The organism is Sphingobium nicotianae (assembly GCF_018603885.1).
Lineage (GTDB): Bacteria > Pseudomonadota > Alphaproteobacteria > Sphingomonadales > Sphingomonadaceae > Sphingobium > Sphingobium nicotianae.
Genome location: NZ_JAHGAW010000001.1, coordinates 211,426 through 225,801 on the forward strand (window position 1 = coordinate 211,426; position 14,376 = coordinate 225,801).

Annotated in this window: 15 protein-coding genes and 1 tRNA gene; 9 read left to right on the top strand and 7 right to left on the bottom strand. The window is 57.8% G+C overall.

What is annotated here, in order from left to right:
* Nucleotides 1-133 precede the first annotated feature (133 nt).
* From KK488_RS01090 to KK488_RS01100, 3 genes are all read left to right on the top strand, one after another.
* Nucleotides 134-457 carry a TIGR02300 family protein gene (locus KK488_RS01090; RefSeq protein ID WP_214621284.1) on the top strand — a complete coding sequence of 108 codons (324 nt, stop codon included), beginning with the start codon at nucleotides 134-136 and terminating at the stop codon, nucleotides 455-457.
* A gap of 120 nt (nucleotides 458-577) precedes the next feature.
* A tRNA-Ala gene (locus KK488_RS01095) sits at nucleotides 578-653 on the top strand.
* Nucleotides 654-746: 93 nt separating this feature from the next.
* Nucleotides 747-1,484, top strand: coding sequence for a helix-turn-helix domain-containing protein (locus tag KK488_RS01100; RefSeq protein WP_214621285.1), 738 nt, complete (start codon nucleotides 747-749; stop codon nucleotides 1,482-1,484).
* Nucleotides 1,485-1,521: 37 nt separating this feature from the next.
* Here KK488_RS01100 and KK488_RS01105 read toward each other — a convergent pair whose 3' ends face one another.
* Entirely contained in the window at nucleotides 1,522-3,489 is a 1,968-nt protein-coding gene (locus KK488_RS01105; RefSeq protein WP_214621286.1) for an Ivy family c-type lysozyme inhibitor, read from the bottom strand.
* A 297-nt stretch (nucleotides 3,490-3,786) separates the two neighbouring features.
* Nucleotides 3,787-4,062 (bottom strand): hypothetical protein, encoded by a 276-nt coding sequence (locus tag KK488_RS01110; RefSeq protein ID WP_214621287.1) that lies wholly within the window; start codon nucleotides 4,060-4,062, stop codon nucleotides 3,787-3,789.
* Between the two features lie 432 nt (nucleotides 4,063-4,494).
* On the opposite strand from KK488_RS01110, the gene KK488_RS01115 reads away from it, so the two are divergent.
* Nucleotides 4,495-5,895: a transposase gene (locus KK488_RS01115; protein WP_214621288.1), complete on the top strand. Its 1,401-nt coding sequence runs from the start codon at nucleotides 4,495-4,497 to the stop codon at nucleotides 5,893-5,895.
* Between the two features lie 136 nt (nucleotides 5,896-6,031).
* Here the strand turns inward: KK488_RS01115 and KK488_RS01120 are convergent, their stop codons facing one another.
* Together KK488_RS01120 and KK488_RS01125 are read right to left on the bottom strand one after the other, a co-directional pair.
* A complete protein-coding gene (locus KK488_RS01120) occupies nucleotides 6,032-7,150 on the bottom strand; it encodes a ParB N-terminal domain-containing protein (RefSeq protein WP_214621289.1) in 1,119 nt (372 codons plus the stop codon).
* A gap of 160 nt (nucleotides 7,151-7,310) precedes the next feature.
* Complete coding sequence (locus tag KK488_RS01125) at nucleotides 7,311-7,547, bottom strand: helix-turn-helix domain-containing protein (protein WP_214621290.1); 237 nt, start codon at nucleotides 7,545-7,547, stop codon at nucleotides 7,311-7,313.
* Between the two features lie 127 nt (nucleotides 7,548-7,674).
* Here KK488_RS01125 and KK488_RS01130 point away from each other — a divergent pair, with 127 nt between their 5' ends.
* The 5 genes from KK488_RS01130 to KK488_RS01150 all read left to right on the top strand — a co-directional run bounded on the left by KK488_RS01130 (nucleotide 7,675) and on the right by KK488_RS01150 (nucleotide 12,639).
* Entirely contained in the window at nucleotides 7,675-8,112 is a 438-nt protein-coding gene (locus KK488_RS01130) for a hypothetical protein (protein ID WP_214621291.1), read from the top strand.
* Nucleotides 8,112-8,600 carry a hypothetical protein gene (locus tag KK488_RS01135; RefSeq protein WP_214621292.1) on the top strand — a complete coding sequence of 163 codons (489 nt, stop codon included), beginning with the start codon at nucleotides 8,112-8,114 and terminating at the stop codon, nucleotides 8,598-8,600. Before KK488_RS01130 ends, KK488_RS01135 begins: the two co-directional genes overlap by 1 nt.
* Nucleotides 8,601-8,603: 3 nt before the next feature.
* Complete coding sequence (locus tag KK488_RS01140; protein ID WP_214621293.1) at nucleotides 8,604-8,846, top strand: hypothetical protein; 243 nt, start codon at nucleotides 8,604-8,606, stop codon at nucleotides 8,844-8,846.
* Between the two features lies 1 nt (nucleotide 8,847).
* Nucleotides 8,848-9,075, top strand: a complete 228-nt coding sequence (locus KK488_RS01145; RefSeq protein WP_214621294.1) for a hypothetical protein — start codon at nucleotides 8,848-8,850, stop codon at nucleotides 9,073-9,075.
* A 246-nt stretch (nucleotides 9,076-9,321) separates the two neighbouring features.
* Nucleotides 9,322-12,639 carry a hypothetical protein gene (locus KK488_RS01150; RefSeq protein WP_214621295.1) on the top strand — a complete coding sequence of 1,106 codons (3,318 nt, stop codon included), beginning with the start codon at nucleotides 9,322-9,324 and terminating at the stop codon, nucleotides 12,637-12,639.
* A gap of 37 nt (nucleotides 12,640-12,676) precedes the next feature.
* Here KK488_RS01150 and KK488_RS01155 read toward each other — a convergent pair whose 3' ends face one another.
* The 3 genes from KK488_RS01155 to KK488_RS01160 form a co-directional block, all read right to left on the bottom strand.
* Nucleotides 12,677-13,246, bottom strand: a complete 570-nt coding sequence (locus tag KK488_RS01155; protein WP_214621296.1) for a hypothetical protein — start codon at nucleotides 13,244-13,246, stop codon at nucleotides 12,677-12,679.
* 115 nt (nucleotides 13,247-13,361) lie between these two features.
* Nucleotides 13,362-13,538 carry an HGGxSTG domain-containing protein gene (locus KK488_RS21750; RefSeq protein ID WP_432653824.1) on the bottom strand — a complete coding sequence of 59 codons (177 nt, stop codon included), beginning with the start codon at nucleotides 13,536-13,538 and terminating at the stop codon, nucleotides 13,362-13,364.
* Nucleotides 13,456-14,367 (bottom strand): hypothetical protein, encoded by a 912-nt coding sequence (locus KK488_RS01160; RefSeq protein ID WP_214621297.1) that lies wholly within the window; start codon nucleotides 14,365-14,367, stop codon nucleotides 13,456-13,458. Before KK488_RS01160 ends, KK488_RS21750 begins: the two co-directional genes overlap by 83 nt.
* Nucleotides 14,368-14,376 lie beyond the last annotated feature (9 nt).

The following is a 14,376-nucleotide window of genomic DNA, read 5'->3' on the forward strand; positions in this document are numbered from 1 at the left end:
CGAGCGGGCGGAAGAAAAATGGCGGACTGCTTTTGACAGCGCCGATCCGCTATGGCAAGGCGCCCGACACTTCGCGGCAAGGCTCCCTTTCCGCGCGCGTTTTCATTTCATCTGGAAGGTTATGAGGCAGCACATGGTGAAGCCTGAATGGGGAACGAAGCGGACCTGTCCCAAATGCGCGACGCGCTTCTATGATCTCGGCAAGGACGAGCCGGTCACCTGCATCGAGTGCGGCAATGTCTGGACGCCCGAGCCGGTGCTCAAGTCCAAGCAGCCGCTGCCCTTCGAGGAAGTCAAGGTCGCGGCCGTGGCCGAAGTGGTGGCGGATGCCGACGATGATCTCGACATCGACGTCGATGTCGATGACGCGGAAGGCTCGCCGGACAATGACGTCGACCTGGGCGGCGACGACGATCTCGGCGTCGATGCGGCCGACGATGGCGACGAGGAAAACTGAGCCATCGCTAAGTGCGCGTTAACGACAGCGCACTAATGAAATTGGACTTGCAGCGGGGCGGGGCCTGACATAAAGGCAGCGCCTCGCCGCGACGGGCCCATCCGTCGCGAACAAATGATTGGGGCCGTAGCTCAGCTGGGAGAGCGCTACACTGGCAGTGTAGAGGTCAGGGGTTCGATCCCCCTCGGCTCCACCATTTCCTTTTTCTATTATATTGAAATTAGGGCGAAATACCTCATCGCCCGATTTCTGTTCCCACACAAGTTCCCACGGGCTTGCTTTGTCGCCGATGAACATCGGTGAACAATCTTGGACATTTGTGCGTGCCGGAAGGGCAATTTTCACGATTGCCGATCACATGGGTCCATCGCTTTATCCAGCCGTGGAACGACCATTGAGCGCTTTCAAACCAATTCCGCCTCATGCTGCCCTGAAGTTGCTAGAAGACGCGGATGTGGGCGTCGATGCCGAGCAACTCCTTACCGATTTGGCGGCAGCCGGACTCATCAAAGGCTATGCGCGCGTAATCGCCGAGAACGAAGCCACGGTGCGCGACAGCCGCATTCCTCGTCACATCTGGGAGCAGATCGTGACGGAGGACAAGGTGTCCGATGTCTTTGCCGGAGGTAGCGTGCGGCTGGGTCAGGGCGGCAAAGGTCCGGCTCGCAGCATCATCGGTATTCGATTTGACGAAAGGTCGGTTCACACCGCTGCGGAGTGCCACGGCTTGGTGTTGCCGGCCAAGACGACCATCCCGGAAGTCAAACCCAACGCCGGCAGTTCGGATCTTCCCAAACGCGACTCGCAGCCTGTCATAAAGCCTGTTGAGTTGGAAAAAGCAGCACCTCGTCGAATGGGCCTAGCACCTGATGTGCTGACCGTTTCCATTAAGGAAGCGATGGCGATCCTGGGCGTCAGCCGCGGAACGATCAACAATCTTATCAATCGCGAAAAGCTGGAGATCAGCAAGGTTGGCGGCAGAGTGCTAATTGCGGCTGAAAGCATCCGCGTTCTGCTCGCCCCTTGAGCGTGTCGATATTCTTACGGATATGTTCCGTGGCGACTTATCGGATGCCGATTCGAGCGTAGAAAGGCCTCAGCGGACGCAACTCGTCGCCTGGCCCACCAGACCTCTGCCAAGACACTTTCAGGCTGTAAGTTCCGTCCTTCTGGATCAGTCTCTGGCCTGACAGGGGTTCAGTCTCCCCAGCCGTTACCAATGACACGTCTAAGCCGCGGGCGCTCGCTGGCGAGAAAGAGACGATTTGTCCTTGGCGTAGCTGGAGCCGATATTCGCACCCTTCGATGCCGCGCAGGGCACCCGAGAGCTGCATCGTGCTGTTGGCTCCCCTGCCAACGTTAGATCTGCAAACCGACGTTTCGATAGGGAACGGACCGATGTCAGCGGCGGCCCCGCCAACGAATTTTTGGACGTCGCCCGGTTTGAACAATATGCGTCCCGTGCTCCGATAGATGCTAAGTTTTCCGTCTTTGCGTACACCTACTTCTATCTGCCGGGTGCGTTGATCCATCAGCAGGTAGGCTCCGTCCTGACTATCCCGCGCCCGAGTGCCGAGAGCCCACAGTGTCGGTCCACGTCGCCGCAACACAGACTGAACGGCCATGCTCCGCAAAAACTCCTCGTAATCTCCGCCCAACATGTCTCTGATTTGGGGTGCGACCACGCTGGATGTAAACAAACCGCTGTCGCGCGGTAACCGGCCCACTGCACCTTCAAGTGAAGCCCACGGGCCTTGAGCCGCATCAGACTTCCGCTCGGCGACCGGAGGAACGACGTTCTTCGGCGTGAGCTGGTAGGCTGCCCATCCAATAAAACCGACCAAAGCACCTAGGAATGCGAGCTGTGCGTAGTAACCTACGCGGTCGGCCCTGCTTCGCTTGGCGACCTCTGCACCAAGAGCAGCTGACATGAGCCGCACGAAGCGCAAGATCGGCTTAGCGAGCGGCACATTGGTGACGCCGCGAAACAGGAAAATATAGGCCAGGAAACCCGCCATCGTCAGTACGACGACAAACCCAAGCGGATTTGCGACCACCCAATTGATAAGATCGGTCGTGATGCCTGGGCGCGTCGGCGGACAGATCGCGGCATTGGCACGCGAGTCACCGCATAGAATGGGCTGAATTTGAACGGCGCCGGCCCAAAGGGCCAATGCCGATAAGATCACACCTATCAATATTCCAAAGAGCTGGAGATGGCCGCTGCGCCGTGTCTCGGACAAAGCATCGAGGGCTTCGATAGAATCTCTCGAGTGATCAAAGTCGTATAGGATGACGTCGTCGATGGGGAGAAACCCAGCGTTGAGGTCGGTGGCTCTCTTGACCCTCGCCAAAAGCGATTGGAAGGCATCGGCATAAGCGAGCACTCCCAGGGCTTTCTTATTGCTGTCGGGACGAGGAGACTGGCGATATTCGACTACGACTTTTGCCAAACCTCTGAGAGTGTCTATCCTCCACTCGACGTCTGTGTTGAGTGCGGAGGCTTGATTTCCGAGGGACGTCAAATCCAGGAGCTGATCGGTCCGCGGATCATGATGATAGTGGAAATGGAAGACGTCCTTCAAAAAATAGTAGGCTTGGGCTGGAAGGACGTCGCCGACAATTTGCTCATACCGATCCGCCGGCTCGGCGATTGAATCTCTCCCGAGGAAGTCGTTCCAGTCATACCAGAGCCGCACTTCACCGGTTCTGAATATCGCAAATTTGATCCGATAGCAGGCGATGAGGTCTCGCTTCGCTTCGATTTCGTTGAGGATCTCCGACGGCAACCTCTCCATTGCCCCGGACGCCTGCGCGGGATGGGCCTGCTGTTGCTCATCCATTGCCTGATGAACTGTGTTCAACAGCTCTTTCAGGGTCCGCTTGGTCTCCTTGTCGCTATCGCGCGGCAGCACAATGACCTCACCGACCAAAACCCCATTGGCCTCATCCCTGAAATGGGGCTGGGCGTCTTTGAGGTAGGGCGTCTTGGCTCGCGCGGTGTTGGCGGCAATCAGGAAGTCCTGCGTCACTGATCGTCGAAAAAGCCCAACCAATCCGCCTGGCAGTGGAAAATCTTCGGCTGAGCGCGCTTCGTGGGCGACAATGACTCTCGTACCCTGATGGTCACAGTGTTGGTTAACCGCATGGCATTTTCCACGGCCATCGACGACGCCGAACGACAAATGACCGGATACCACCGGTATCCAGCCAACATAGCTCTTCTGAGCCGCGACCCATGGAGCTGGGCCTGACTGAGGAAAAGAATATGGTAACTGATTGGCCGGAGCCTGGCTCAAACTTGCGCGCCCCCCGACGCGAGGACGCGACTAAAGCAGCTCAGGCGATGGCGCGCGAGTCTTTCTGGCGTGCACAAGGCGACCCCGAGATGCCTTCATCTCGATGCCCTCTAATTCACGCATGGTGGCGCCCTTGGTGGCCTTTCGCATTTCGCCAGACATCCAAGGCTTCAGCCCGTAGTCTTTGCGGCGTAAATGGGAAACCTCAGAGGGCCCGGCCTTCAGGACACTAAGAAAAACAGTGAGCAGAATGATGGCAAGAAAGCCAAGCAGGATCGCTCCAACTGTAGCTGCAACCTCATTCATAAAAGCACCGATTCTTTCCTGTCAGCGCCCGCGCCAACCTCCTCGATCGCGCGCGCCATACTCAGCACGGGCAAAAAACGCAACTGGGGAGACGACGAAACGCCCCAAGCGTTATACCAACGCCCGAGGCCGAACGGCCGTTCCCTAGCCAAATGTAAGTAAAGAAGCGGTTATTGCAGTGCGACCTTCTCACAACGCCTGCTCCCCCGAACTGCTCCTTGAAGGTTTCAACAAATATATGCGCAAATCAAGCGATTCGATTTTGCCGTGATCGATAATGAGACTCATGCTGGGGCAAGCCTAAGCTTCGTCAGCCGGCGCGGGTTTTGATTTTGAGGGGCATAAATCTGCTAGAGATGGCAGGCACTCTTCCGACGCGCTCACAGCCGCTTCATCTACCGAGATTTAACCGGCGCTCGTCAATCAAGGGGCATGAGCGCTCACTTCTTACCCTCCAGCTTCCAGATCGACCGGTCCTATCCGACCTCGCACTGGCAAATCTTCGACGTGACGCTGAGCTCCCGGGCGCCATGCCCGGTTTGCGGGCCACATGGCCGGATTCAGAGCCGGGGCTTCCATAGCGACGGAGCGATGGAGATCTTCGATCTGCCCCGCACGCGCCCGGTACAGCTTCGTGTGCGTCGGCGCCGCTTCGAATGTCTCGTGTGCAAGGGGACGGGAAAAGCTCGCACCTTCTCCGAGCGAGGCCCCGACATCCACGAGCGCTACAACATGACGCACCGCCTCTACGAGCATGTTCTCGACGCCATCACCAAGAAGCCTCTCGCGCTTGTCCAGAAGGAAACGGGCGTGCCAGCAGGCACCCTGTGGAACATCGCGCACGATCTCGCTGTGAGGCTATGGGCCAACCACAAGTTCCCCACGCCGCGCGTTCTCTCCATGGATGGCGTCAAGCTCTATGGGAAGGAGTATATGGTGATCGGCGATGCCCACACGGGCATACCGATTGGTTTTCTCGAAACGATCGAGGCCTCACCTATCAGAGCTTGGGTCCGTGATAACGTGGAAGAGGCGAGGGTGGAGGTGTTCGTTGCCGATCTCCACAAGAGCAACACGAGCGTCGGCGAACTGCGACTGGGCCGGTCTCTTCGCGTCGCGGACAAGTGGCACGTCATTGAGCATTATCAGCGAGTGCTATCCCGGCAGATCAACAGCGAGATCGACAGGCTCCGCAAATCGGGGCGAAAGGAGATGGCGAAAACGCTTTGGGATCTGAAGCCTGCCATGATGGCCGTGGACCCAAAGAAGTGCAGGTGGCGGCGATATCCGAAAAAGCCCCAGCGCGAATTTGATCTGGTGCGCGACCTGAAGCCGATCTTGCGCCGGTTTCCCTTGCTCAGCCGGGCGTACTGGGGCCGCTATGATTTCCTCAAATTCTATAGCAGTGAAGCGCTTGGCGACGCCATGATCTGGCTGAACCGCTTTCATGCGAGGACGGCGCCCTTTTCCCACACCCAGGATATGGTCGCATTCAACAAGCGCCTCACCAAGAACTGGGAGCTCATAACCAACTACTTCCTGTCGGCTCGCCAGATCGCTGGAGGTGAATGGAAGCGGGCAACCACTAGCGCGATGGAGCAGCAGAACCGGGAGATAAGGAAACGGCTTTCGATCCGGCATGGCGTGCAGAATTTTGCCCTGATGCGCATGGTCGTACTATATGCTCATTGGCACGTGGGGGGCGAGATTGTCCTGTGCTCCGGGCCTGGCTGCTCGGCTGCGTACGGTCCTGTCGCGGGGCCACCAGTCCCGCCCGAAATCCGAGCCGCTGCGGGCATCTACCCGCAATGCTCCGAATGCGCCGGTCGTTAACCACCCGCCCCACAGGCTCGAGGCGCGCGCTAGTGGCTGATCTCTTCACCAGCCCGTGGGTGGCATCAATCGACTGGGACCGCGTTTAATTGCCCTTACGTGAAGGGCGCCCGGCGTGCGGACGCCCTTCCGCCAGCTATCCGACGGGCGTCATTGCTTCAATGATCGCGGTCCTCATGGCGAGGGTGCGAAGGGCAGGGGTGCTTGCATCCTTCGCTACGGCATTCCAGCCACGAGAATCGCGCTTCGCCAAGGCGTTCGGTAGCATGTCTGGGTCGAAACTGTCCGGCGGCGAGTTGAAGATATCGGCCAATCCGGAAAATAATGGGCCATAGAGAGGCTGATTGGGGAATGCCTCTGCCATGGTCGTGAGGGCCGCGGAGACCACTTGCGGGCCCTGCCTTCGAAGAGAATGAGCGATCGAAGAAGTGAATGCGACTTCGTTCGCTCGCCCACCCAATGACGAGACAGTACGAGCAACGGTTAGCCCCGCCTGTGTAACCAGCTCCAGAATTTCCAGCGCATCATCATCTGCGGCCGCCACAGCAGCATGAAAGTCGTCCAGCCGGCTCATGGCTTTTCGTGCCCTGTTGGCCAGAATGAACATGCGCGCTTCTTCCTCGGCGGTTCCATAGCAGAACACGCAGCAGGGGAGTTGCAGAAGGTCTCCCCGCCGCATTGCGGCTGCCCAGCGGTGTTGGCCGTCTATTATGATCAAGCACTCGTCTGCCCGTCGTGAGACGACGAGTGGCGCGCAAAGCCTCCAATCAAAATTGGCGGCAATGCTCGCAATTAGCCGGCGAGAAGATTCGTTTTGGATGGAACGCTGATATGACGGATCTACGCTCAGTTGGACGGTGTGGACCCACTCGATGCTTGGCATCTTCCCGATAGGCGGTCTGAAACTGAGGGGGCGAGCGGCTGGTTTCCGGGATGGCTTCGCCGCACTTTTCGCCCCGAAGCGTGTCGCCTTGCCCGGACCGATCGCCTCTGATGCCGGCAATTCATGGTCTCGAAAGCCATCGAGCAGTTCTGGGACTTCCTCAGGCGAGCGGACCCATAGTCCGCTATGGTGCAGGATGACGACATGGCCCGGTAGCACGCGAGCTTGTCCGAGATCGGTTGCGAGCAGGAAGCTGCCATTTGGGCACGGGTCGCCTACGATTTGGGCGGCGACCCAGTCTGGAGGCTCTTCTCCGTTATGGCTCCAGGTTTTGGTTTCTGACGGGACTGCGAGGCGTCGTTGAAAGTTCATGACACATCTCCTTCGTCCGCCGAAAATCCGGCGGCGAGGGGAGGGTGATGGAAGACGCAATCAGCTTGGAGTCCACGCGGCCCATTTACGAGACCATCAATCGATACTCTGTGGATAAGAACTGAGCAGGCTATCGAAATGCCCGCCAGCCCTGTCGCAGCTAAGTTCGGCGAACCCCTTCGCCGCCTTTGCCGCCGCTCTGGCCGGTGGACAGAAACTGGATCCCGCCACCTTCTAGAGCGGCCTTCACAGCTGCGCTGCTTGCGGGCCTGACGGTCTCACCGGCCTCGAGCCGCTTGACGGTGGCGATGCCGACGCCAGCCTTTTCCGCAAGGAGCGCGGCTGTCCAGTCCAGCAAAGCACGTGCTGCACTTACCTGTCGGGGGGAAATATCCATTTGAGCCATTTAGCATCAGAAATCGCTTGCAGCAACATTCCATAACTGATACCAAAAGGATCAGCCGAGGCGGAAGCTACCAACGACCGCCCCGGCCTAACTCCAGCCTGATTGAGAGGCTTAAGCTATGACCGATCTACTCGTTTCCGAGTGCGCAGTCACGCGCGCCATCGCGTCCGCAGCCAACTGGCATGACAGCGAAAAGGCCAAAAGTCTGACCTCTGCCATCATCGGCGCTCATCTCCTTTCCTGCTCGTTGCCTCACGAGGTTCGCAGGCATCTCGGCTATCTCGAAGGTCGGGCGGTTCGTGTCGGCCTTGCTCACGGCTGGGATTGGGCGCTCACGCCACATGGCGACGGCTTGGTCTCTGCCTGGGAAGAGCTGAAGACCGTGCGCGGCGACGCGATCGAGATAGCGATGCGGGAGGCAGGATGCGCGCCCTACAGCTGGCACATCAACTCCGAGCTGTTCTTCCAGCTGGGCGATGCTGCTCCCTCGGTGGAACAGGTCGTCGGCGTAGCCTTGGCCGCGCGAGACGCGCTGATTGAGAGGGAGGCCGCGTAATGGATCGCCGAACATTTCTCACCAGAGGCGCTTTGATCGCGCCGCTCGCTATGGCACCGGCTATCCCGTTTGAAGCCTCTGCCAGCGTTGTGGATCGTAGGGTGTGGGACTCCACCATGCGCAAATGGCAGACAGCAAAGGCTAAGGGCCATACGTTCGACATGGAATATGTCGATCCTCTGTACGAGGCCGAGAAGGCGGCTTTCGGCAGAGGGCATATCTATCCGGACGATCCTCGGTACGACGAAGTCTGCGCTTGGCGGGACAAGCGCAACTACGAAGCTATCCACAATCGGTGCGAGGAGTTGGCGGACGCAGAGGCGGACGCGCATGTCGCACTCCTCCGCATGCCGGCTCCCGACACTGCCGCGCTTCGCTGGAAGCTGGATCAAACGATCGAGGAAGACGGCGAAATCGCGCTTTGGTGTGAGGAAATCGCTCTTGCCATCCAGGCCGATTATCGCCGCCTTCTACCGGCGGAGGGTTGAGCAATGCAGTTTCTCGCGAGCGCCCACCCTGTTTTCAAGGATGATGAGGTCACGGGTCTCATCGAAATGAAAATTCCGAGCGGCAAATCCGAAATGGCTGTCATGCTGAGCCTTCATCAGCTGAGCATGCTGGCTCACCGGGCAACGTGTCACGTCCGAGAAAGGCAAGATGCCAACAGCAGCAGTGCTTTGGTTCTGCATCTGCGGAAGGATGAAGCTCCAACACGGCGCAGGAGGGCACGCTGATATGGGCAAGCGCAAGCAGAAGAAGGATGTGGTGAAGGAAGCGGCTCCCGAGCCCTCGAGTATCACGCCCATTCGCGCAGACGTGACGCCGCGCCAGAAGAACCGCAAGAAGGATGAAGAGACAATCCGGCGCCGGGCACATATCCATTATTGGGGACGCTATCGGAGCCAATCCGCCGTGGACAATCTTCCGTGCAACAATCTGAGACTGATTGTGACCGGCAAATAATGGCTTTTAAAGACAAGCGCCCAGGAGGGTTTCTGCGACGATGGGGGTCAATAATCAGTAGCACCTGCTTGGCCGGCCAAGGGATGTAAAACAACCGCAGTTCAAGACTTGATTTACGGGAGCGTAGTAAAAGGCTATTTGACCGCGCCTTAGTGCGTTGTGACCAATCTCGATGGAGGGGAATCGAGTGATCGCAAATAGCCAGCCAGTAGTGCTTGACGCAATTGTCGAAACCGAGGGCGTGTGATGTTGCCATCGCACATCGCTGGGCTGCTTGCCTATCTCGACCGTCCGCACGAACGAGCCAACGAGGATATGGCGCTCGCGTATTTCCGGGCGCTTTTTCCTAAGTCGTTTCAGCGGCAGAGTGACGCAAAATTGGCGGATGGCTATGTGCCCGGCCGATTTGTTCTTGAGCTAAAAGGTCAGACTTCAAACTGGCTGGCGGGCTTGTTTCAGGCCTTGGCATACCGCAATTTCGACCTGGATTTCGGGCAAGTCGTCGTTGCAGCTCACGGGTTTCTGTCGGCATGGCAAGTACGCGATTTGCCCGGGTACCTGCTTGATGAGGTGCGTGCTTGCGAGGGCGCGCCAAACGTTGTGGGCAGAGAACTTGCACGAAGATATCAGCAGAAGAGGTCAGATTTGCTGGCTCTGTCCTGCTGGAACGGCTCTGATCTGTTCACACCGCTATTTGGTGCCCAGCCGGAGCTTCTCTTGCATCGGCTCGCTTCGTTTGAGGCCCTCTTAAAAGAAGGAAGGCCCGTCCGACAGCGCGTGACGCTTCGAAACTTTGCCACGGTTCTGAAAAACATGGTGCCGTACTTTGATGCTCAACGGCCCGTTGCAGCTGTCAGAGCCTTCTACAGCATGATCTATGCCTGGAATGCCAATTCGGCTCTGCAAATCAGCGAACGAGCACACGACCAGGCGACGATTGGGGGTGAGATCGTAACCGGCCTGCGGACCGCATCGAGGGAAGCGTTCAAAGAATTTGTCGAAGGCCATTTCGTGGAGTTGCGCGCTGGCGAGAATCTGGACGACTTTTTCGCCAGATATGACGAGGCGCTGGATGCCGTAGATCCGGAGTTTCGGCGGCAACATGGAATCTATTTTACGGACCTACACTTGTCCAAATTAGCGATGTGGATCGCTAAGCAGCATGTGCCAAAGCTTGGCGAAAACTATCTCGTGGTTGATCCTGCATGCGGCAGCGGAAATTTGGTCACGAATTGGCGTTCGCCCCTTGAGCTTCGCCACAAGGTTGTGAGCGAGATCGAACCCGAACTGCTTTTCGCCGTCGAACAACGAATGAAGCTCGATCATTGGCACAACGGTCGCTTTACGGTTGTACCTCGCGTCTCGGAAAATCGCGGTCTCAACTTTCTTGATCGAAGTGCACAGGACTACATTGATGAGCTCCGCGACGCTCTCAGCGACAAGGGACATGCACCGGACAAGCCGTTGGCTATCCTCTGCAATCCGCCGTACCGCAGCGACGATGATCAAACTGCTGGGGCCATAACCTATGCCGTTCATCCGTCCCTCGTGGCGTTGACCGGTAAGGATGCCGCGAGCGAGAGATACTGTTGTTTCCTCGCGCAAATGAAGCTGATTTGTGAGGCTGCAAGGTCAAGCGGCTTGCCGGGTGACTCTTTGCTTCTACTCTTCACGAAATCGGCTTGGTTGACCAACAGGGCTATATTCCGCCAAATCCGACGAGAGATCGCGGGCGTGTTTGAGGACGTGGCCGGCGTTCTGGTGGACGGCAGTCAATTCTTTGATGTCCAGGGCAAATGGCCGGTCGCCTTCACCATTTGGCGATATAGGGGTCAAGAAGCTGACCTGGATGCGAACAGACCAGTCAACCTCATCGATCTGACCTGGCTTAAACGCAAAGATCTCGCTGCAATCGCCTGGAATGATCCCGCTCTCTCCGACGCAGCATGCGATAATCTTCTGAGTGACCCGAGGGCAGCAAAGGCGTCCCTTGGCCGGGATCTCGAAGGTATTCGCGCTTGGTCCAACCAACGCATGCTCGACTTCAAGCGTGACCGTAGGAAGTCTGAGCAAAGCAACGCCATCGTAGGAGGCCTGCCCCTTGGCGACCCGCGTCGTTCAAATCGCAAAACCTATGGCGAAGCTGACGGCAATTTCATCGGTTTCATGGACGACCTCACGCCTTGTCGTGTGAAGCGTGCGGAGCCGGGGAAGCCATGGTTTCGACTAAATTCTCAGTTCATGGACATCAGAAAAAACAGGTGCTTCTCGGGACCGCCAACCCACTGGGGCTACTGCGCGACTGATGTCGACAGCGCCAGGAAGCTATTTTTCTGGTACTCACTGGCCCGGACTTTCATTCAACATCCATATCCGATGTGGGCGGACGCAGAGGACCTCTGGGAGCCCCAAATCCCCATCCAGCACGAGGCGCGGACTTTCGCTCTCTCGGCTGCGATTGCCTATGCGGAGAACGAGTGTGTTGAAACTTGGTATCCGGCCAACAACCCAATCCATGGCACAAGGGAGGTTTATGTCGGCAACCCGTTCACGCCGCTTGTAGAGGAGTCCTTTTGGGAGCGCACCGTTCGACCAGCTGTTGTTCTGCGGTCGTCGCCCGGTGCCGCCAAACTCATTGAGGCGGTTGACACGGTTTTTGCTCTTTGGAGCAAACATCTTGGATATCGGCGTGAAATAGCGCTCAATGCCGAGCCTGCATATTTTATTGACGCGCGAATGCTGGGCCGGGGCGCGGGCTTAATTCAAATTCGAGATTACGCGGAAGCCGCTGGGCATGGCGCCTTGAAGGAAGCCTTGGCAGAGGTTCGCTCATCTCTGCGCCTTGCAAAAACAGAGTTTCACGATCTGGTCGCCGCTCCATCCGGGCTGGATTATTTCGGTGTCGCAACGAAGCGCGAAGAGCCAGTCGCGATGCCGACCGCGAGCAGATTTGAACAAGCGTTGGCCCGCCGACTGGCGTTGGCCGGCAACATTGTAAAGTCGCTCCATGATGATCGGAATTTCGGTCGAACAAAATTGGCCAAAGTCTTCTACGTCGCTGATCGGCACGAAAATTTGGGCCTCGAAACAGAATATCTGCGCGAGGCCGCCGGCCCATTGGATCAGCGCGCGCTTTACAACAAAAAGTTTGGCGTGGAGGCTCTGGGGCAGAAGCATCAGCTTTTCAGGTCGGTAAATCGCGGCCGCATGGTGCGCTACGAGCCGCTTCCCAAGCTGGACAAAATCGATGCATTCGCCCGAGAGCAGCTCGGTGAAAAGCTTGATAAAATCGATCGCATAATCGACCTCATGCGTCCGTTGACCACAGACCAAGCCGAGATCGTGGCAACGCTCTATGCGTGCTGGAACGATCTTATTGGGGAGGGGGCGCAGCCCTCCGACTGTCTAATTATCGATGATTTTCATCGAAACTGGCACCCAAAGAAAGCGCGGTTCTCGGACGCCCGTCTCGGTTCGGCGCTTGATTGGATGAGGCAACATGATCTCGTGCCCACGGGAAGCGCGCCCAAAACGCCGCCGCGAATTAATCGCGCTTCCGACTAAGCAACCGACACATGCGCGGGCGGGCATTGTGTGCCACCTACTCGCATTTTTCGGAGAACTTCTCCAGCGCTCGATCTTTGCCGAGGAGATAGTCTTCGACCCATACGCGGCCGCTGTCCCCGCTTTTTAGGTATATAATGTCCTTGAATCCGTAGCCGCTCTGATAGCCGACTAGGGCCTCGCCGATCTCCGGATCATGACCTCCGTACCATTCTAATATGTAATATCCCTGCGGGCCGTCGGCGATAAAATAGTCGCAGCCGCGCTTTCGAAGGACCACTGTCAGAGCATTGGGCGGGAGGTTGGGCTTGTTCTTCGGGGTGCTGCCTTGGGCCTTACTCTGCGGCGCGGCTTCAGAAGGCCGAATGCGGATAACGCTGATCGTTTTCCCTTCGACGGCCATCACGCCTCTATCGGGGCAAACTATGACGCTGGGGGTATAGGCATACAGGTACTCATAAGAATATTTGACCTGCCAAATCGAGCCGTCGCTTAGTTGGAAAACCTCATCGTTATTGCCCATGAACGGGGTAGGTCTCGCTACGCTGGAACTGAAGCATTCCGCGGCCCAGGCAGAAGTCGGCAGCCAGAAGGCCAGCAGCGCCAAACTCCACAAAAGATACTTAGTCCCGAGCTTCACAATCCTCCCCCGCGATTATGAGGCGGTCAATCTATCCGAGCAAACATCGATAGACCAGCGCCGACGATTGGTCAGTCTGGGCTCAACCTTGCGCCAGGAGCTTGGCCAACTCCCGAAGATAGCGGGCCGCCCCGATCGCTTCTGCCGAGCGTCCGCCGTGTTTCCAGGCATTGCGGTTACCCTTGGGCGCGCCGGGGTTCGTTCCACCGTGCATCCGGCACCGCTTCCGGCCTTTCACCGCCGGAGATTGGCACTCCATTCCCGAGCGGGTCCGGGCTAGGCAGCGCCGCGCTGACGATAGTCGCTCCGGCTGCTGCTTGAGATTGATCGTCTGGTTTTCCAAATCCGGTACCCCCTGTGTTCACGGTTTCTGCAATGACGGCCTGTCCACCACGGTTGTCGACGTGCACGTGACGAACCACCTGCTCGCCGCCACGTTGCATCTTCGCGAGCGTCTCGGCCTGCTGGGAGAAAGTCCTGAGCAGCTTCACCGCGAGATTTCCGAAAGTTGCCATTTGCGGCACCCATTCGGATTTGCCGATCATCCTAAGCGCACGCAGCGCTGCATCGTTCGTCAAAGCCATTTGAAGCGCTAGAGTAGCTTCAACCTCATTCTGCGGCTTGGCACCGGCGATGAACGCCAGGGCTGAGTTGACCTCCATCTCGCTCGCGCCTCGATTGTTGCTCGAAGAGAAGTGGTTGATGAGGTCATTCAGCTTGTCGGTCGTGAAAGAAGCCGACACTGAGGAGAAGGTCTCCGCCAGCTTGAGCGAATGATAGGTGGCGTTGTCGCCTGGAGCTAGGCCCACAGAATAGCCGCCTGCCTCCGTGCGCTTCAGACCAACGGCGAGTGGCTGAGGCGTCTTGAGGTAGTTGCTGGCCATAGCGATCATCTCGTCGCGCTTCGCCTTAGGGATTTGATCCCAGCCGGGTACCAGCTCGGCATATTTCCTCTCCGCTACCTCCGGATCGGTCGTGTCGACGATGTGGGCCACGGTGTCCCCTTCGGCTTGATTGGCGGCAGACCTCTTGGGGCGAGGGGCCTGTTTCCGGCCTGTTAAAACAGGCGTGCGCTTAGGTTTGCTCATTTGATTTCC